Raw genomic sequence first — 17,797 nt, 5'->3', positions numbered from 1 at the left:
GTTGGCTTAGAAGCAGCCACCCTTTAAAGAAAGCGTAATAGCTCACTAGTCGAGTCGGCCTGCGCGGAAGATGTAACGGGGCTCAAACCATACACCGAAGCTACGGGTATCACGTAAGTGATGCGGTAGAGGAGCGTTCTGTAAGCCTGTGAAGGTGAGTTGAGAAGCTTGCTGGAGGTATCAGAAGTGCGAATGCTGACATGAGTAACGACAATGGGTGTGAAAAACACCCACGCCGAAAGACCAAGGTTTCCTGCGCAACGTTAATCGACGCAGGGTTAGTCGGTCCCTAAGGCGAGGCTGAAAAGCGTAGTCGATGGAAAACAGGTTAATATTCCTGTACTTCTGGTTATTGCGATGGAGGGACGGAGAAGGCTAGGCCAGCTTGGCGTTGGTTGTCCAAGTTTAAGGTGGTAGGCTGAGATCTTAGGTAAATCCGGGATCTTAAGGCCGAGAGCTGATGACGAGTTACCTTTTAGTAACGAAGTGGTTGATGCCATGCTTCCAAGAAAAGCTTCTAAGCTTCAGGTAACCAGGAACCGTACCCCAAACCGACACAGGTGGTTGGGTAGAGAATACCAAGGCGCTTGAGAGAACTCGGGTGAAGGAACTAGGCAAAATGGCACCGTAACTTCGGGAGAAGGTGCGCCGGTGAGGGTGAAGGACTTGCTCCGTAAGCTCATGCCGGTCGAAGATACCAGGCCGCTGCGACTGTTTATTAAAAACACAGCACTCTGCAAACACGAAAGTGGACGTATAGGGTGTGACGCCTGCCCGGTGCCGGAAGGTTAATTGATGGGGTTAGCTAACGCGAAGCTCTTGATCGAAGCCCCGGTAAACGGCGGCCGTAACTATAACGGTCCTAAGGTAGCGAAATTCCTTGTCGGGTAAGTTCCGACCTGCACGAATGGCGTAACGATGGCGGCGCTGTCTCCACCCGAGACTCAGTGAAATTGAAATCGCTGTGAAGATGCAGTGTATCCGCGGCTAGACGGAAAGACCCCGTGAACCTTTACTATAGCTTTGCACTGGACTTTGAATTTGCTTGTGTAGGATAGGTGGGAGGCTTTGAAGCGTGGACGCCAGTTCGCGTGGAGCCATCCTTGAAATACCACCCTGGCAACTTTGAGGTTCTAACTCAGGTCCGTTATCCGGATCGAGGACAGTGTATGGTGGGTAGTTTGACTGGGGCGGTCTCCTCCTAAAGAGTAACGGAGGAGTACGAAGGTGCGCTCAGACCGGTCGGAAATCGGTCGTAGAGTATAAAGGCAAAAGCGCGCTTGACTGCGAGACAGACACGTCGAGCAGGTACGAAAGTAGGTCTTAGTGATCCGGTGGTTCTGTATGGAAGGGCCATCGCTCAACGGATAAAAGGTACTCCGGGGATAACAGGCTGATACCGCCCAAGAGTTCATATCGACGGCGGTGTTTGGCACCTCGATGTCGGCTCATCACATCCTGGGGCTGAAGCCGGTCCCAAGGGTATGGCTGTTCGCCATTTAAAGTGGTACGCGAGCTGGGTTTAGAACGTCGTGAGACAGTTCGGTCCCTATCTGCCGTGGACGTTTGAGATTTGAGAGGGGCTGCTCCTAGTACGAGAGGACCGGAGTGGACGAACCTCTGGTGTTCCGGTTGTCACGCCAGTGGCATTGCCGGGTAGCTATGTTCGGAATAGATAACCGCTGAAAGCATCTAAGCGGGAAACTAGCCTCAAGATGAGATCTCACTGGAACCTTGAGTTCCCTGAAGGGCCGTCGAAGACTACGACGTTGATAGGTTGGGTGTGTAAGCGCTGTGAGGCGTTGAGCTAACCAATACTAATTGCCCGTGAGGCTTGACCATATAACACCCAAGCAATTTGCGTCGAAAGGCCAGATTGCGGTGTGTGAAGACGAAATGAACCGAAAGTTCGACGTTCACAAAACACCGAAAGCTATCACATACCCAATTTGCTGAAGCGGGGCATAAGCCACGACTCAGTACCCGAATTTCTTGACGACCATAGAGCATTGGAACCACCTGATCCCATCCCGAACTCAGCAGTGAAACGATGCATCGCCGATGGTAGTGTGGGGTTTCCCCATGTGAGAGTAGGTCATCGTCAAGATTAAATTCCAAAACCCCATTTGCGAAAGCAGATGGGGTTTTGTTTTGGGCGCGAAAAAAGCCCAGTAAGGGCCGGTTGGTCCTTTCATCGACGTTTTCAGTCCCGGGCAAGTTTATGATTTTTGAGTGCGTTTCGGTCGCTGCTGAAGTCAATCTACCCGGCTCTCCGAAGCGCTCTCCAGCGGGTCCTTGGGGGCTCGTAAGTGGCGATGAACGGTAGGGGGAGGGGTCGTGTTGCCTTGAGGTGTCTGGGCGCTCCTGGGGAGGGCTCGGCACGATAGATCGCCTGCTAAAGGAAGGCTTGATGCGTTCCGCGCTTTTCTACAGGCGAAAAAAAAGACCTTGAATTTCAAGGTCTTTTTTTAAGATGGTGCCCCGAGGGAGACTCGAACTCCCACTCCTTTCGAAAACGGATTTTGAATCCGCCGCGTCTACCAATTCCGCCATCAGGGCTCAATGGCGGCGAAGTATAGAGATGAGATTACCGTTGGTCAATCACCTTTCATGGTCAATTTTCACTATTTCCGCTAGACTTCCCGGCCCTGCTAGACGAACTCCATCATGCGCGTTGCTGACTTTACTTTTGAGCTTCCTGATTCGCTGATCGCTCGCCATCCTTTGGCCGAGCGTCGCGCCAGTCGACTGCTGACCCTGGACGGGCCCAGCGGTGCCCTCGCACACCGTCAATTCACTGATTTGCTGGAGCATTTGCGCCCAGGCGATCTGATGGTGTTCAACAATACCCGGGTGATTCCGGCGCGGCTGTTTGGCCAGAAAGCTTCCGGCGGCAAGCTGGAAATCCTGGTAGAGCGCGTACTGGACAGCCATCGTGTGCTGGCCCATGTGCGCTCCAGCAAGTCGCCGAAACCGGGCTCCTCCATCTTGATCGATGGTGGTGGCGAAGCCGAGATGGTGGTGCGCCATGACGCACTGTTCGAACTCAAGTTCGCAGAAGAGGTATTGCCTCTGCTGGAGCGTGTCGGCCATATGCCGCTGCCACCCTATATAGATCGCCCCGACGAAGACTCGGACCGCGAGCGCTACCAGACCGTCTACTCGCAGCGCCTGGGTGCCGTTGCCGCGCCGACCGCCGGGCTGCATTTCGACCAGCCACTGCTGGATGCGATTGCCGCCAAGGGCGTCGAGACCGCCTATGTGACCCTGCACGTGGGGGCCGGCACGTTTCAGCCGGTGCGTGTGGATAACATCGAAGACCACCACATGCACAGCGAGTGGCTGGAAGTCAGCCAGGAAGTTGTCGACGCTGTGGCCGCCTGCAAGGCGCGTGGCGGGCGAGTGGTCGCGGTAGGCACCACCAGCGTGCGCTCCCTGGAAAGCGCGGCGCGTGATGGCGTGCTCAAGCCGTTCAGCGGCGACACCGACATCTTTATCTTCCCGGGCCGACCGTTCCATGTGGTCGATTGCCTGGTCACCAATTTCCATCTGCCCGAATCCACGCTGTTGATGCTGGTCTCGGCATTTGCCGGCTACCCGGAAACCATGGCCGCTTACCAGGCCGCCATCGCCAACGAGTACCGTTTTTTCAGCTACGGTGATGCGATGTTTATCACCCGCAACCCGGCGCCACGCGGCCCAGAGGAACAACTATGAGTCGTATGTCGTTTGAATTGCTCGCTACCGACGGCAAAGCCCGTCGCGGTCGCCTGACTTTCCCGCGCGGCACCGTGGAGACCCCGGCGTTTATGCCGGTCGGCACCTACGGCACCGTCAAGGGCATGTTGCCGCGCGACATCGTCGCCACCGGCGCCGAGATCATCCTCGGCAACACTTTCCACCTGTGGTTGCGTCCGGGCACGGAAGTGATCAAGAAGCATGGCGACCTGCATGACTTCATGAAGTGGCAAGGCCCGATCCTCACCGACTCCGGTGGTTTCCAGGTGTTCAGCCTGGGGGCCATGCGCAAGATCAAGGAAGAGGGTGTGACCTTCGCCTCGCCGGTAGACGGTTCCAAAGTGTTCATGGGCCCGGAGGAGTCGATGCAGGTGCAGCGCGACCTGGGCTCCGACATCGTGATGATTTTCGACGAGTGCACACCGTACCCGGCCGATGAGGACGTCGCGCGGATCTCCATGGAGCTGTCCCTGCGTTGGGCCCAGCGCTCGAAGAACGCACATGGTGACAACACCGCGGCGCTGTTCGGCATCGTCCAGGGCGGCATGCACGAAAGCCTGCGCAAACGCTCGCTGGAAGGCCTCGACAAGATCGGCTTTGACGGCCTGGCCATCGGCGGCTTGTCGGTTGGCGAGCCCAAGCACGAGATGATCAAGGTGCTGGATTATCTGCCGGGCCTGATGCCTGCTGACAAACCTCGTTACCTTATGGGCGTTGGCAAACCGGAAGATCTCGTAGAGGGTGTGCGCCGCGGTGTGGACATGTTCGATTGCGTGATGCCAACCCGTAATGCCCGCAATGGGCATCTGTTCATCGATACAGGCGTGCTGAAGATCCGTAACGCGTTCCATCGCCATGATGATTCGCCGCTGGATCCCACCTGTGATTGCTACACCTGCCAGAACTTCTCCCGTGCTTATCTGCACCATCTGGACAAGTGTGGGGAAATGCTGGGTAGCATGTTGAATACCATCCACAATTTGCGTCACTACCAAGTCCTGATGGCTGGTTTGCGCGAGGCTATTCAACAGGGTACATTGGCCGCCTTCGTCGATGCCTTCTATGCCAAGCGCGGGCTTCCTGTGCCGCCCTTGGACTGAGTTTTCCGACCCTAAGATTCACTATTTGCAACTGGAGTGCTAAATGAGCTTTTTTATCTCTAACGCCATGGCTGATGCCGCTGCGCCTGCCGCTGCCGGTCCTATGGGCGGTGGTTTCGAGTGGATTTTCCTGGTCGGCTTCCTGGTCATCTTCTACCTGATGATCTGGCGCCCACAGGCCAAGCGCGCCAAAGAGCAGAAAAACCTGCTGGGCAGCCTGCAGAAAGGTGACGAAGTCGTGACCACTGGCGGCATCGCCGGCAAGATCACCAAGGTTTCCGATGCTTTCGTGGTACTGGAAGTTTCCGACACTGTGGAAATGAAGTTCCAGAAGGGCGCCATCGCCGCCACGCTGCCAAAAGGCACGCTCAAAGCGATCTAAGTAACAACCTTTACCAATCGACGGGGCGCGCAAGGCGCCCCGCGTCATAAGCGGGCGGCGTGATGCTGAACAAATACCCTCTGTGGAAATACGTACTGATCCTGGCGGTGCTGGCGATCGGTTTTATTTATTCCGCTCCCAATCTCTACCCTGATGACCCTGCGATCCAGATCACTGGCGCCAGCACTTCGCTGCAGGTCAATCAGGCTGATCTGGAACGCGCGAGCAAAGCGCTCACTGACGCAGGTATCCAGGTCAAGGCGGCAACGTTGGCAGCTGATGCGAAGGGCGGCTTGTTGCGCCTGACCAAGCAAGAAGACCAATTGCCGGCCAAAGATGTCGTGCGCAAGGTCATGGGTGACGACTACGTTGTCGCGCTCAACCTGGCACAGACCACGCCAAAATGGCTGCGCAGCATTGGCGCGCACCCGATGAAGCTGGGTCTGGACTTGTCCGGTGGTGTGCACTTCCTGCTGGAAGTCGACATGGACAAGGCCCTCGACGCACGCCTGAAAGTCTATGAGGGCGATGTGAAGAGCCTGCTGCGCAAAGAGAAATTGCGTTATCGCAGCCTGCCACAGCTCAACGGTGCCATCCAGCTGGGCTTCTCTGACGAGGCTTCCCGCGAACAGGCCCGTGCACTGGTACGCAAGAACTTCACCGATTTCGACATCGTACCGGCCGACCTGAACGGTCAACCTGTACTGCGTCTGGCGATGACCCCGGCCAAGCTGGCGGAAATCCGCGAATACTCCATCAAGCAGAACTTGACCACGGTACGTAACCGCGTCAACGAACTGGGTGTGGCCGAGCCGATCGTTCAGCGCCAGGGTGCCAACCGCATCGTGGTTGAATTGCCGGGCGTACAGGACACTGCTGAAGCCAAGCGTATCCTGGGTAAAACCGCCAACCTGGAATTCCGCCTGGCCGCTGAGCCGGGAGCTTCCAAGGCCACCTCCGAGGAATTCGAGTTCCGCGAAGGCAACCGCCCGCCTGCACTGATCGAGCGTAGCCTGATCATCACCGGTGACCAGGTGACCGACGCCAAGGCCGGTTTCGGCGAGCACGGCACGCCTGAAGTGAACATCCGCCTGGATGGCCACGGTGGTGAACTGATGAGTCGCGCCACGCGCAGCAACGTCGGTCGCAGCATGGCGGTCATCTTCATCGAGCAGCGTCCGGTCACCACCTACACCAAGCAAGTGGTCGACGGTGTAGAGAAAGATGTGCCGGTACAGTCCTTCAAGGAAGAGAAGAAGATCATCAGCCTGGCGACCATCCAGTCGCCGCTGGGTGCTCAATTCCGCATCACTGGCCTGAACGGTCAGGGCGAGTCGTCCGAACTGGCGCTGTTGCTGCGTGCCGGTGGCCTGGCGGCGCCGATGTACTTCGCTGAAGAGCGCACCATTGGCCCGAGCCTGGGTGCCGACAACATCACCAAGGGTATCGATGCGGCCTTGTGGGGCATGCTGTTCGTGTCGCTGTTCATCATCGCCATCTATCGCTTCTTCGGCATCATCGCCACCGTGGCCCTGGCGGGCAACATGGTGATGCTGCTGGCTCTGATGTCGCTGCTGGGCGCTACACTGACCCTGCCAGGTATCGCCGGTATCGTACTCACCATGGGTATGGCGGTAGACGCCAACGTGCTGATCTTCTCGCGGATCCGTGAAGAGATCGCCGCCGGCATGACCGTACAGCGTGCAATCAACGAAGGCTTCGGCCGGGCATTTACCGCGATTCTCGACTCCAACCTGACCACCTTGCTGGTCGGCGGGATTCTCTTTGCCATGGGCACTGGCCCGGTCAAAGGTTTTGCGGTGACCATGTCCCTCGGTATCTTTACCTCGATGTTCACGGCCATCATGGTGACCCGCGCAATGGTCAACCTGATCTTTGGCGGGCGTGACTTCAAGAAGTTGTGGATTTAAGGGGCTGCCATGTTACGTACAATCAACTTCATGGGCGTTCGCAACGTTGCGTTCGGCGTCACTGTGCTCCTTACCGTTCTGGCGTTGTTCAGCTGGTTCCATAAGGGCTTGAACTACGGTCTGGACTTCACCGGCGGTACGCTCATCGAGCTGACCTACGAGAAGCCCGCCGACGTCACCCTGGTGCGCAACGAGCTGGTCAAGGCCGGCTATCACGAAGCCATCGTGCAGAGCTTCGGTGCAACAACCGACCTGCTGGTGCGTATGCCGGGCGAAGACCCGCAACTGGGTCACCAGGTAGCCGAGGCCTTGCAGAAGGTCGGCGGCGACAACCCGGCGTCGGTCAAGCGCGTCGAGTTCGTCGGCCCGCAGGTGGGTGAAGAGCTGCGCGACCAGGGCGGCCTCGGCATGCTGATGGCGCTGGTTGGCATCATGATCTACCTGGCGTTCCGCTTTCAGTGGAAGTTCGGCGTCGGCGCGATCGTGTCGCTGATCCACGACGTGATCGTGACCGTGGGTATCCTGGCGTACTTCCAGGTCACCTTCGATCTGACCGTACTGGCAGCCGTGCTGGCGATCATTGGTTACTCCCTCAACGACACCATCGTGGTATTCGACCGGGTTCGTGAGAACTTCCGCGTACTGCGCAAGGCGTCGTTGATCGAGAACATCAACATCTCCACCACCCAGACCCTGCTGCGGACTATGGCGACGTCGATCTCCACCTTGCTGGCGATTGCCGCGCTGATGATCTTCGGTGGCGATAACCTGTGGGGCTTCTCCCTGGCGCTGTTCATCGGCGTTCTGGCGGGGACCTACTCGTCGATCTACATCGCCAACGTGGTGCTGATCTGGCTGAACCTCAATAGCGAAGACCTGATCCCTCCGGCCAGCACTGGCAAGGAGGTCGACGACCGCCCTTGATGGGCCGTTGTTGATCCGCTGTGACAAGAAAGGCACGAGTATTGAACTCGTGCCTTTTTTTTTGCTCCAAGGCTGGGTATAGCGCGGACGTTTCCGTCCGTTTGTGATGGTCAGGAGGTTCATGTGAACAAGTCGTTGCTGGTTGGTGCGGTATTGGGTGCTGTCGGTGTGACTGCCGGGGGTGCTTTTGCCACCTATAGCCTGGTAAAAAGCGGCCCTGAGTATGCGCAAGTGCTGGCGGTGCAGCCGGTGAAAACCCAGATCAAGACACCACGCGAGGTCTGCAAGGACGTCGCTGTGACCCGGCAGAAGCCGGTACAGGATCAACATCAAATAGTCGGCACCGTGGTCGGTGCGCTGGCCGGTGGCCTGTTGGGCAACCAGGTCGGTGGCGGTAACGGTAAAAAGCTGGCCACCGTGGCCGGTGCGGTCGGTGGCGGTTATGCGGGTAACAAGGTTCAGGAAGGCATGCAGAACCGCGATACCTACACCACCACGCAAACCCGCTGTAACACCGTCAATGACATTAGCGACAAAGTGGTCGGTTACGACGTGCGTTACAACCTGGATGGCAAGGAAGGCACCGTGCGTATGGATCGCGATCCGGGTGGCCAGATTCCTGTGGATAAAGAAGGGCGTCTGATCCTCGGCCAGAATCAGCAGTAACCCATAAGCCTGGTGCAGTTCAAAATGTGGGAGCGGGCTTGCCCGCTCCCACATTGAGTATGTGTTGTGGCAGGAAATACAGCATTACCGCAATCCCAGGCAAAAAAAAGCACCCCGAAGGGTGCTTTTTTTTGCTCGCTCGCTTAGCGCTTCAGCGAAGCCGGCAGGTGCGGCTGGATTGCCGTCAATACTGCCTTGAAGCATTTGGTGTTACCCGCAACCACGTGACCTTTCTCAAGGAAGTCGTGACCGCCAGTGAAGTCACTCACCAAGCCGCCTGCTTCCTGGATCAGCAGGGCGCCTGCAGCCATGTCCCACTCGGACAGGCCCGACTCCCAGAACGCATCAAACCGGCCGGCGGCCACGTAGGCCAGGTCCAGGCTCGCTGCGCCAGCGCGGCGGATGCCGGCGGTCTGGCCAACCAGGGCGCGGAACATGCCCAGGTAGTTTTCCAGGTTGTCCATCTGATCGTCACGGAACGGGAAGCCGGTACCCAGCAGGGCGCCGTCCAGGCTGGTGCGGCCGCTGACCCGCAGGCGACGGCCATTGAGTTGGGCGCCACGGCCACGGCTGGCGGTGAATTCTTCCTGACGGACCGGGTCCAGTACGACTGCGTGTTCCAGGCGGCCACGGTATTTGCACGCGATGCTCACGGCAAAGTGTGGAATGCCGCGCAGGAAGTTGGTGGTGCCATCCAGTGGGTCGATGATCCACAGGTAGTCTTCGCCTTCGCCGCTACCTTTGTGCAAACCGGTTTCTTCACCGAGGATGCCGTGGGTAGGGTAAGCCTTGCGCAGCGCGTCGATGATTTTCTGTTCGGCGGCGCGATCCACCTCGGATACGTAATCCTTGGCGTCTTTTTCGTCGACCTTGATGGTATCCAGGCGCTCGATGGAGCGGAAGATCAATTCACTGGCGCTGCGGGCGGCGCGCAGCGCGATATTCAGCATGGGCTGCATGGATGTGTCACCTAAGGTTGTTAAAGAAAGCCGGGCATTCTAGCAGAAACTTTCTTCAGGTGAAGGACGACGTTCGCTTTCATGGCATAACCTTAGGCGGTTCTGTAAGATTTGCTCCCCTTTCCTGTGTCCGAGAGCGCCTCCCTTGCTGCAAAACATTCGTGTCGTCTTGGTCAATACCAGTCATCCCGGCAATATCGGCGGGGTGGCGCGAGCCATGAAAAACATGGGGCTGACGCGCCTGGTGCTGGTCGAGCCGCGCGTGTTCCCGCACCACGAGGCCGATGCCCGCGCTTCGGGCGCCAATGACATCCTTGCAAATGCACAGGTGGTCGCCACGCTGGAAGACGCCTTGGTCGGCTGCAACCTGGTGCTCGGCACCAGCGCCCGCGACCGCCGCATCCCCTGGCCGTTGCTGGATCCGCGCGAATGCGGAACCAAAGTGGTGGAGGAGGCCGCTGGTGGCGCTGAAATCGCCCTGGTATTCGGTCGTGAAGATTCCGGCCTGACCAATGACGAGCTGCAGCGATGTCATTACCACGTACACATTCCATCAGATCCCGAGTTCAGTTCCTTGAACCTTGGGGCGGCGGTGCAGGTGTTGACTTACGAAGTGCGCATGGCCTGGCTGGCCGCTGCTGGCCAGCCGAGCAAAGTGGAAAAGGAAGAAGTCGCTTCGACCAAAAGTGGCGAGCTGGCCACCATGGACGAGCTGGAGCGGTTCTATGAGCACCTGGAGCAAACCCTGGTGGCCATCGAGTTCCTCGATCCTGAAAAACCACGGCACTTGATGGCGCGCCTGCGTCGCTTGTACGGACGCAGCTCGGTCAGCCGGGCGGAAATGAATATATTGCGTGGCATCCTCACGGAAACCCAGAAAGCGGCCCGTGGTGAGCTTCTAAAGCGGAAGGATTAAAAAATGTTCGAGCGTTTGCGAGAAGATATCCAAAGTGTTTTCCACCGGGACCCGGCGGCGCGCAACGCCTTTGAAGTGCTGACCTGCTACCCGGGCATGCACGCTATCTGGATTCACCGCTTGTCCAGCGCGTTGTGGGGCATGGGCTGGAAATGGCTGGCGCGGCTGGTGTCGAACTTCGGGCGCTGGATGACCGGGATCGAGATTCATCCGGGGGCCAAGGTGGGGCGTCGCTTCTTTATCGACCATGGCATGGGCATCGTTATCGGCGAGACCGCAGAAATCGGCGACGACGTGACGCTCTACCAGGGTGTGACCCTTGGCGGCACCAGCTGGAACAAGGGCAAGCGCCATCCTACCCTGGAGAATGGTGTGGTGGTTGGAGCGGGCGCCAAGGTGCTCGGCCCGTTTACCGTTGGTGCCGGCGCGAAGGTCGGGTCCAACGCCGTCGTGACCAAGGCCGTGCCGCCTGGCGCCACCGTTGTCGGCATTCCCGGGCGCATTATCGTCAAGCCCGAAGTCGGCGACGAGCAGGAAGCCAAGCGCAAGGCCATGGCCGAGAAGATCGGCTTCGATGCCTATGGCGTCAGCGAAGATATGCCTGACCCGGTGGCACGTGCCATCGGCCAGTTGCTCGATCATCTGCAAGCGGTGGACGGCAAGCTGGAGGGTATGTGCGGTGCGTTGAAGGATCTGGGGAGTCCTTACTGTGCGAAGGAGCTGCCTGAGTTGCGCGAAGAAGACTTCGCCGAAATCAAGGACGAAGCGGCTACCAAGGCTGGCTAGTTCCAAAGGCCAATACATAACCCTATGGGAGCTGGCATACCGCTATCGCAGGCAAGCCAGCTCCCACATTTGACCTCCATTGGTCTCTCCATCCCAATCCTGCAGCCTTCCCGCTGTTCGTCACCACCCCATCCTGCTATGATTTGCGCGCCCTTTTTACGGGTAATCCTGACTAAAGTACTAGGTCTTATAGTTGACTTAAATACTCGGGAATCGCATACTCGCTCCCATTCTGAAACACCTTGGTACTTGTCCATGAGACTGACTACAAAAGGCCGATACGCGGTGACTGCCATGCTTGACTTGGCTTTGCACGCGCAAACTGGGCCGGTGTCCCTGGCCGATATCTCCGAGCGCCAAGGCATTTCCCTGTCCTACCTTGAGCAACTGTTCGCCAAATTGCGCCGCAGCAATCTGGTTTCCAGTGTGCGTGGGCCGGGTGGTGGCTATCAGCTGTCCCGCGATATGCAGGGCATCCAGGTCGCCCAGGTGATCGATGCGGTCAACGAATCCGTCGACGCCACCAAATGCCAGGGTCTGGGTGATTGCCATGCCGGCGACACCTGCCTGACGCACCACCTGTGGTGTGACTTGAGCCTGCAGATCCATGAGTTTTTGAGTGGTATCAGCTTGGCTGATCTTGTGACTCGCCGTGAGGTGCAAGAAGTAGCCCAGCGTCAGGACCAGCGCCGTTGCAATACCAAGGCGCCGCGTCTGGACAAGATCGAAGCGTCCGCCGTCGAGTGACAGCCGAAGAGCTAACGGCACGCCAGCCAGCCTGATTTAGGAGAAAGTCCATGAAATTGCCGATTTACCTTGATTACTCTGCGACCACCCCGGTTGATCCGCGTGTCGCGCAAAAGATGAGCGAGTGCCTGCTGGTTGACGGAAACTTCGGCAACCCTGCCTCCCGTTCCCACGTATTTGGCTGGAAGGCCGAGGAAGCGGTCGAGAACGCTCGTCGCCAAGTCGCTGACCTGGTCAATGCCGACCCGCGCGAAATCGTCTGGACCTCCGGTGCTACCGAATCCGACAACCTGGCAATCAAGGGCGCCGCGCATTTCTACGCGACCAAAGGCAAGCACCTGATCACCACCAAGATCGAGCACAAGGCTGTCCTCGACACCATGCGCCAACTGGAGCGTGAAGGTTTCGAGGTTACTTACCTTGAGCCAACCACCGACGGTATCGTCACCCCGGCCATGATCGAAGCCGCGCTGCGTGAAGACACCATCCTGGTTTCCGTGATCCACGTGAACAATGAAATCGGCACCATCAACGACATCGCGGCCATCGGCGAGCTGACCCGCTCCAAAGGCGTGTTGCTGCATGTCGATGCGGCCCAGTCCACCGGCAAGGTCGACATCGACCTGTCGAAGCTGAAAGTCGACCTGATGTCGTTCTCCGCCCACAAGACCTATGGCCCTAAAGGCATCGGCGCGCTGTACGTGAGCCGCAAGCCTCGCGTACGGATCGAAGCCACGATGCACGGCGGCGGTCACGAGCGCGGCATGCGTTCGGGCACCCTGGCAACCCACCAGATCGTCGGCATGGGCGAAGCCTTCCGTGTAGCCAAGGAAGACATGGCTGCCGAAAACATCCGTATCAAGGCTCTGAGCGACCGCTTCTACAAGCAGGTCGAGAACCTTGAAGAGCTGTACATCAACGGCAGCATGACCGCCCGTGTACCGCACAACCTGAACTTGAGCTTCAACTACGTCGAAGGCGAGTCGCTGATCATGGCGCTCAAGGACCTGGCGGTTTCGTCCGGTTCGGCCTGCACCTCGGCGTCCCTTGAGCCGTCGTACGTACTGCGCGCCCTGGGCCGCAATGACGAACTGGCACACAGCTCGATCCGCTTTACGTTCGGCCGCTTCACCACCGAAGAAGAAGTCGACTACGCCGCGCAGAAAGTCTGCGAAGCCGTCAACAAGCTGCGCGTTCTGTCGCCGCTGTGGGACATGTACAAAGACGGTGTCGACATTTCCAAGATCGAGTGGGCGGCACACTAAATATAGAAGCCGCCACCCCGGCTCTGTAGGCACGTGGCGGAAAACGCAGGCGTGTCTACAGGGTTCCAGAGCGGCCCTGATGAGTGAGGATTCAGTACCATGGCTTACAGCGAAAAGGTCATCGACCACTACGAAAACCCGCGTAACGTCGGCAAGATGGACGCGGAAGACCCAGACGTCGGCACCGGCATGGTCGGCGCCCCGGCGTGCGGCGATGTCATGCGCCTGCAGATCAAGGTCAACGACGCGGGCGTTATCGAAGACGCCAAGTTCAAGACCTACGGCTGCGGTTCGGCCATCGCCTCCAGCTCCCTGGCGACCGAATGGATGAAAGGCAAGACCCTGGATGAAGCTGTCACCATCAGCAACACCCAGCTGGCCGAAGAACTGGCCCTGCCGCCAGTGAAAATCCACTGCTCCGTACTCGCAGAAGACGCCATCAAGGCGGCCGTTCGCGACTACAAGCAGAAGAAAGGCTTGATCTAAGCATTTGGCGACGAGTAAGGAGTCAACGATGGCTATCAGCATGACAGAAGCGGCTGCGCGGCACGTGCGACGCTCCCTGGATGGGCGCGGTAAAGGTGAGGGGATTCGTCTGGGTGTGCGCACCACGGGCTGTTCCGGCCTTGCCTATGTGCTGGAGTTCGTCGACGAGGTGGTTGCGGAAGACCAGGTGTTCGAAAGTCACGGCGAGAAAGTGATCATCGACCCTAAAAGCCTGACCTACCTGGACGGCACCGAACTCGATTTCGTCAAGGAAGGGTTGAACGAAGGCTTCAAGTTCAACAACCCCAACGTACGCGGTGAATGTGGCTGCGGCGAAAGCTTCAACATCTGAGGCTATTCGTGGGTACTCCTTGTCATTTCGCTTTATTCGAGCTGCAGCCGAGTTTTCGGCTGGACCTTGAGCAGCTTGCCACGCGCTACCGAGAATTGGCGCGTGGTGTGCATCCGGACCGCTTTGCTGACGCTACCGAACGTGAGCAGCGCTTGGCGCTGGAGCAGTCGGCCAGCCTCAACGAAGCCTATCAGACGCTCAAAAGCCCCCCGAAACGCGCGCGCTACCTGCTCGCGATGAACGGTGGCGAGTTGCCGCTGGAAGTGACCGTGCATGACCCGGACTTCCTGATGCAGCAGATGCAGTGGCGCGAAGAACTCGAAGACTTGCAGGACGAGGCCGATCTGGCCGGTGTCGCAGTCTTCAAGCGTCGTCTGAAAGCGGCCCAGGATGAGCTCAACGAAAGCTTCGCAGCCTGTTGGGATGACGCTGCGCAACGCGAACAGGCCGAACGCCTGATGCGGCGCATGCAGTTCCTCGACAAGCTCACCTACGAAGTGCGCCAGCTAGAAGAGCGCCTCGACGATTAACCCCGTGTGCTGCCCGTGATGCACGCCTGATAGACAGATAAGACCTGATTACCATGGCCCTACTGCAAATCGCCGAACCCGGCCAAAGCCCTCAACCGCACCAGCGTCGCCTGGCGGTCGGGATTGACCTGGGCACCACCAATTCCCTGGTCGCTGCCTTGCGCAGCGGCCTGTCCGAGCCGCTGCCCGACGCCGATGGCCAGGTGATCCTGCCGTCCGCCGTGCGTTACCACGCTGACCGTACCGAAGTGGGTGAGTCAGCCAGGCTGGCGGCGTCTACCGATCCGTTGAACACCGTGCTGTCGGTCAAGCGCCTGATGGGGCGTGGTTTGTCCGACGTCAAGCAGTTGGGTGACCAACTGCCGTACCGCTTTGTCGGTGGCGAATCCCACATGCCGTTCATCGACACCGTCCAGGGCCCGAAAAGTCCGGTGGAGGTGTCGGCCGATATTCTCAAGGTGCTGCGCCAGCGTGCGGAAACCACCTTGGGCGGCGAACTGGTGGGGGCGGTGATCACCGTTCCGGCGTACTTCGATGACGCCCAGCGCCAAGCCACCAAGGACGCGGCAAAACTCGCCGGTCTGAACGTGCTGCGCCTGCTCAACGAGCCGACGGCGGCAGCGGTGGCTTATGGCCTCGACCAGCATGCCGAAGGCCTGGTTGCGATCTACGACCTGGGCGGCGGCACCTTTGATATTTCGATCCTGCGCCTGACCGGCGGCGTGTTTGAAGTGCTGGCCACCGGAGGCGACAGTGCCTTGGGCGGTGACGACTTCGACCACGCCATTGCGGGCTGGATCATCAGCAGCGCGGGCTTGTCTGCCGACCTGGACCCGGGCGCGCAACGCAATCTGTTGCAAACCGCCTGTGCCGCCAAGGAAGCACTGACTGACGCTGCATCTGTTGACGTCTCCTACGGCAATTGGTCGGCCCAACTGACCCGTGAAGCCTTCGATTCGCTCATCGAGCCAATGGTCGCCCGCAGCCTCAAGGCCTGCCGCCGCGCCGTGCGTGATTCCGGTATCGAGTTGGAAGATGTCGGCGCCGTGGTCATGGTCGGTGGTTCAACTCGCGTGCCGCGCGTTCGTGAGGCGGTCGCTGAAGCCTTTGGTCGCCAGCCGTTGACCGAAATCGACCCGGATCAAGTCGTCGCCATTGGCGCCGCCATCCAGGCCGATACCCTGGCCGGCAACAAGCGTGACGGCGGCGAACTGCTGCTGCTTGACGTGATTCCATTGTCCCTGGGGCTGGAAACCATGGGCGGCCTGATGGAGAAGGTGATTCCACGCAACACCACCATCCCCGTCGCCCGCGCCCAGGATTTCACTACGTACAAAGATGGCCAGACGGCCATGATGATCCATGTGCTGCAAGGCGAGCGCGAGCTGATCAGTGACTGCCGCTCCCTGGCGCGCTTTGAATTGCGTGGCATCCCGGCGATGGTGGCGGGTGCAGCGAAGATCCGCGTGACCTTCCAGGTCGACGCCGACGGCCTGCTGAACGTGGCCGCGCGCGAGATGGGTTCGGGCGTTGAGGCGAGCATCCAGGTCAAGCCGTCCTATGGCCTTACTGATGGTGAAATCGCCAAGATGCTCAAGGATTCGTTCCAGCACGCCAGTGACGACAAGGTCGCCCGCGTACTGCGTGAGCAACAAGTGGATGCCCAGCGCCTGCTCGAAGCGGTGCAGGGCGCCCTGGATGTCGACGGCGAGCGTCTGCTGGACGCCGAAGAGCGCATGGTCATCGACCTGCAGATGCAGGAACTGGCCGAACTGATGAAGGGCACCGATGGTTATGCCATCGAGCAGCAGACCAAGCGCCTGTCGCAAGTGACCGATGCCTTTGCCGCCCGCCGCATGGACCAGACGGTAAAAGCCGCCCTGGCGGGACGCAACCTGAATGAAATCGAGGAATAATTAATGCCGCAGGTCATTTTTCTGCCACACGCCGAGCATTGCCCGGACGGTATGGTTGTGGAGGCTGAGACCGGCAAGTCCATCCTCGAAGTTGCCCATGACAACCACATCGAGATCGAAAGTGCCTGCGGCGGCGTCTGCGCCTGCACCACTTGTCACTGCATCATCCGCGAGGGGTTCAACTCCCTGGAAGAGGCCGACGAGCTGGAAGAGGATTTTCTCGATCGCGCATGGGGCTTGGAGGCGCATTCGCGCCTAAGCTGTCAGGCCAAGGTCGGGACTGAAGACATCACCGTCGAAATTCCGAAATATTCGCTCAACCATGCGGCCGAAGCGCCGCACTGATTGGTAGTACTGTCATGAAATATGGTTGGAATGATGTACAGCGCATTGCTGAAGAGCTCGCTGAAGCGAAGCCGGATGTGGACCCGTTGAAGGTCAACTTCGTTGATCTGCAGCGCTGGATCATGGAGCTTCCCGATTTCGACAACACCTCTGGCCGCTGTGGCGAGAAGGTATTGGAAGCGGTCCAGGCGCTCTGGATCGAAGAAATCGACTGATCATCCCCGCAGGTTAGGCAATACCCGATAACCCGCGTATAATTCGCGGGTTTAATTTTTCGTAAATTACCGTTTCTGGAGTTACACCATGGCTGTTCAACGTACTTTCTCCATCATCAAGCCTGACGCTGTTGCAAAAAACGTCATCGGCGAGATCACCACTCGTTTCGAAAAAGCCGGCCTGAAGGTTGTAGCTTCGAAACTCAAGCAACTGTCCAAAGCCGAAGCTGAAGGCTTCTACGCTGAGCACAGCGCTCGTGGTTTCTTCGGCGACCTGGTTGCCTTCATGATCTCCGGTCCTGTTGTTGTTCAGGTTCTGGAAGGCGAAAACGCTATCGCTCTGAACCGTGAGCTGATGGGCGCTACCAACCCTAAAGAAGCTGCTGCCGGCACCATCCGTGCTGACTTCGCTGATTCCATCGACGCCAACGCTGTTCACGGTTCGGACTCCGAAGCCGCAGCTGCTCGTGAAATCTCGTACTTCTTCGCAGCTACTGAAGTAACCACTCGCTAAGCATTGGCTTAAGAGTGAAGGTGAA

The 17,797-nt window shown here is 58.6% G+C and carries 18 protein-coding genes, 1 tRNA gene and 2 rRNA genes (1 of these 21 cut by a window edge); 19 read left to right on the top strand and 2 right to left on the bottom strand.

The features are described 5' to 3' along the window. Together PSH81_RS22245 and rrf are read left to right on the top strand one after the other, a co-directional pair. Nucleotides 1–1,842 (top strand): 23S ribosomal RNA (locus PSH81_RS22245); it begins 1,049 nt to the left of the window's first position. Nucleotides 1,843–1,991: 149 nt separating this feature from the next. After that, nucleotides 1,992–2,107: ribosomal RNA gene (gene rrf / locus PSH81_RS22240) — 5S ribosomal RNA — on the top strand. Between the two features lie 367 nt (nt 2,108–2,474). Here the strand turns inward: rrf and PSH81_RS22235 are convergent. Continuing rightward, a tRNA-Leu gene (locus PSH81_RS22235) sits at nt 2,475–2,559 on the bottom strand. A gap of 108 nt (nt 2,560–2,667) precedes the next feature. On the opposite strand from PSH81_RS22235, the gene queA reads away from it, so the two are divergent. From queA to PSH81_RS22205, 6 genes are all read left to right on the top strand, one after another. Then, a complete protein-coding gene (gene queA / locus PSH81_RS22230) occupies nt 2,668–3,717 on the top strand; it encodes a tRNA preQ1(34) S-adenosylmethionine ribosyltransferase-isomerase QueA (protein WP_305391487.1) in 1,050 nt (349 codons plus the stop codon). 5 nt (nt 3,718–3,722) lie between these two features. Then, nucleotides 3,723–4,838: a tRNA guanosine(34) transglycosylase Tgt gene (gene tgt, locus PSH81_RS22225; protein WP_003175976.1), complete on the top strand. Its 1,116-nt coding sequence runs from the start codon at nt 3,723–3,725 to the stop codon at nt 4,836–4,838. A 43-nt stretch (nt 4,839–4,881) separates the two neighbouring features. Continuing rightward, complete coding sequence (gene yajC, locus PSH81_RS22220; protein WP_003175975.1) at nt 4,882–5,220, top strand: preprotein translocase subunit YajC; 339 nt, start codon at nt 4,882–4,884, stop codon at nt 5,218–5,220. A 62-nt stretch (nt 5,221–5,282) separates the two neighbouring features. Next, a complete protein-coding gene (gene secD, locus PSH81_RS22215) occupies nt 5,283–7,151 on the top strand; it encodes a protein translocase subunit SecD (protein WP_305391486.1) in 1,869 nt (622 codons plus the stop codon). 9 nt (nt 7,152–7,160) lie between these two features. Continuing rightward, a complete protein-coding gene (secF, locus tag PSH81_RS22210) occupies nt 7,161–8,075 on the top strand; it encodes a protein translocase subunit SecF (RefSeq protein WP_016977660.1) in 915 nt (304 codons plus the stop codon). 123 nt (nt 8,076–8,198) lie between these two features. Then, nucleotides 8,199–8,741: a glycine zipper 2TM domain-containing protein gene (locus PSH81_RS22205; protein ID WP_192299573.1), complete on the top strand. Its 543-nt coding sequence runs from the start codon at nt 8,199–8,201 to the stop codon at nt 8,739–8,741. 143 nt (nt 8,742–8,884) lie between these two features. On the opposite strand, the gene suhB is transcribed toward PSH81_RS22205, so the two are convergent. Continuing rightward, nucleotides 8,885–9,700, bottom strand: coding sequence for an inositol-phosphate phosphatase (gene suhB, locus PSH81_RS22200; RefSeq protein ID WP_003175971.1), 816 nt, complete (start codon nt 9,698–9,700; stop codon nt 8,885–8,887). 145 nt (nt 9,701–9,845) lie between these two features. On the opposite strand from suhB, the gene trmJ reads away from it, so the two are divergent. The 11 genes from trmJ (at nt 9,846) to ndk (ending at nt 17,772) form a co-directional block, all read left to right on the top strand. Continuing rightward, nucleotides 9,846–10,616, top strand: coding sequence for a tRNA (cytosine(32)/uridine(32)-2'-O)-methyltransferase TrmJ (gene trmJ / locus PSH81_RS22195; protein ID WP_192299572.1), 771 nt, complete (start codon nt 9,846–9,848; stop codon nt 10,614–10,616). Between the two features lie 3 nt (nt 10,617–10,619). After that, a complete protein-coding gene (gene cysE, locus PSH81_RS22190) occupies nt 10,620–11,402 on the top strand; it encodes a serine O-acetyltransferase (RefSeq protein WP_226457737.1) in 783 nt (260 codons plus the stop codon). Nucleotides 11,403–11,657: 255 nt separating this feature from the next. Further along, the gene (gene iscR, locus PSH81_RS22185; RefSeq protein WP_003194020.1) at nt 11,658–12,149 is read left to right on the top strand and encodes a Fe-S cluster assembly transcriptional regulator IscR; all 492 of its coding nucleotides are present in this window, start codon (nt 11,658–11,660) and stop codon (nt 12,147–12,149) included. A 50-nt stretch (nt 12,150–12,199) separates the two neighbouring features. Next, nucleotides 12,200–13,414: an IscS subfamily cysteine desulfurase gene (locus PSH81_RS22180; protein ID WP_226457738.1), complete on the top strand. Its 1,215-nt coding sequence runs from the start codon at nt 12,200–12,202 to the stop codon at nt 13,412–13,414. Between the two features lie 99 nt (nt 13,415–13,513). Next, nucleotides 13,514–13,900, top strand: coding sequence for a Fe-S cluster assembly scaffold IscU (iscU, locus tag PSH81_RS22175; protein WP_028617851.1), 387 nt, complete (start codon nt 13,514–13,516; stop codon nt 13,898–13,900). A 28-nt stretch (nt 13,901–13,928) separates the two neighbouring features. After that, on the top strand, nt 13,929–14,252 hold the full coding sequence (gene iscA, locus PSH81_RS22170) for an iron-sulfur cluster assembly protein IscA (protein WP_010565230.1): 324 nt from the start codon (nt 13,929–13,931) through the stop codon (nt 14,250–14,252). A gap of 8 nt (nt 14,253–14,260) precedes the next feature. After that, the gene (hscB, locus tag PSH81_RS22165) at nt 14,261–14,782 is read left to right on the top strand and encodes a co-chaperone HscB (RefSeq protein WP_226457739.1); all 522 of its coding nucleotides are present in this window, start codon (nt 14,261–14,263) and stop codon (nt 14,780–14,782) included. Between the two features lie 53 nt (nt 14,783–14,835). Next, complete coding sequence (gene hscA / locus PSH81_RS22160) at nt 14,836–16,698, top strand: Fe-S protein assembly chaperone HscA (RefSeq protein ID WP_226457740.1); 1,863 nt, start codon at nt 14,836–14,838, stop codon at nt 16,696–16,698. 3 nt (nt 16,699–16,701) lie between these two features. After that, nucleotides 16,702–17,043, top strand: a complete 342-nt coding sequence (fdx, locus tag PSH81_RS22155) for an ISC system 2Fe-2S type ferredoxin (protein ID WP_015372914.1) — start codon at nt 16,702–16,704, stop codon at nt 17,041–17,043. A gap of 14 nt (nt 17,044–17,057) precedes the next feature. Next, nucleotides 17,058–17,258, top strand: coding sequence for a Fe-S cluster assembly protein IscX (gene iscX, locus PSH81_RS22150; protein WP_192299567.1), 201 nt, complete (start codon nt 17,058–17,060; stop codon nt 17,256–17,258). Nucleotides 17,259–17,346: 88 nt separating this feature from the next. Beyond that, a complete protein-coding gene (gene ndk, locus PSH81_RS22145) occupies nt 17,347–17,772 on the top strand; it encodes a nucleoside-diphosphate kinase (RefSeq protein ID WP_017846179.1) in 426 nt (141 codons plus the stop codon). The last annotated feature ends 25 nt before the right edge of the window (nt 17,773–17,797 follow it).

The organism is Pseudomonas sp. FP2335, assembly GCF_030687535.1.
Lineage (GTDB): Bacteria > Pseudomonadota > Gammaproteobacteria > Pseudomonadales > Pseudomonadaceae > Aquipseudomonas.
This window is presented reverse-complemented; position numbering and strand designations above follow the sequence as displayed.

What these genes read in the sequence shown, in the direction of transcription:
- tgt (WP_003175976.1), top strand. Translation starts at nt 3,723, where the DNA reads ATGTCGTTTGAATTGCTCGCTACCGACGGCAAAGCCCGTCGCGGTCGC.
- yajC (WP_003175975.1), top strand. Translation starts at nt 4,882, where the DNA reads ATGAGCTTTTTTATCTCTAACGCCATGGCTGATGCCGCTGCGCCTGCC.
- iscA (WP_010565230.1), top strand. Translation starts at nt 13,929, where the DNA reads ATGGCTATCAGCATGACAGAAGCGGCTGCGCGGCACGTGCGACGCTCC.
- secF (WP_016977660.1), top strand. Translation starts at nt 7,161, where the DNA reads ATGTTACGTACAATCAACTTCATGGGCGTTCGCAACGTTGCGTTCGGC.
- iscU (WP_028617851.1), top strand. Translation starts at nt 13,514, where the DNA reads ATGGCTTACAGCGAAAAGGTCATCGACCACTACGAAAACCCGCGTAAC.
- iscX (WP_192299567.1), top strand. Translation starts at nt 17,058, where the DNA reads ATGAAATATGGTTGGAATGATGTACAGCGCATTGCTGAAGAGCTCGCT.
- queA (WP_305391487.1), top strand. Translation starts at nt 2,668, where the DNA reads ATGCGCGTTGCTGACTTTACTTTTGAGCTTCCTGATTCGCTGATCGCT.
- hscA (WP_226457740.1), top strand. Translation starts at nt 14,836, where the DNA reads ATGGCCCTACTGCAAATCGCCGAACCCGGCCAAAGCCCTCAACCGCAC.
- fdx (WP_015372914.1), top strand. Translation starts at nt 16,702, where the DNA reads ATGCCGCAGGTCATTTTTCTGCCACACGCCGAGCATTGCCCGGACGGT.
- ndk (WP_017846179.1), top strand. Translation starts at nt 17,347, where the DNA reads ATGGCTGTTCAACGTACTTTCTCCATCATCAAGCCTGACGCTGTTGCA.
- cysE (WP_226457737.1), top strand. Translation starts at nt 10,620, where the DNA reads ATGTTCGAGCGTTTGCGAGAAGATATCCAAAGTGTTTTCCACCGGGAC.
- suhB (WP_003175971.1), bottom strand. Translation starts at nt 9,700, where the DNA reads ATGCAGCCCATGCTGAATATCGCGCTGCGCGCCGCCCGCAGCGCCAGT.
- iscR (WP_003194020.1), top strand. Translation starts at nt 11,658, where the DNA reads ATGAGACTGACTACAAAAGGCCGATACGCGGTGACTGCCATGCTTGAC.
- PSH81_RS22180 (WP_226457738.1), top strand. Translation starts at nt 12,200, where the DNA reads ATGAAATTGCCGATTTACCTTGATTACTCTGCGACCACCCCGGTTGAT.
- secD (WP_305391486.1), top strand. Translation starts at nt 5,283, where the DNA reads ATGCTGAACAAATACCCTCTGTGGAAATACGTACTGATCCTGGCGGTG.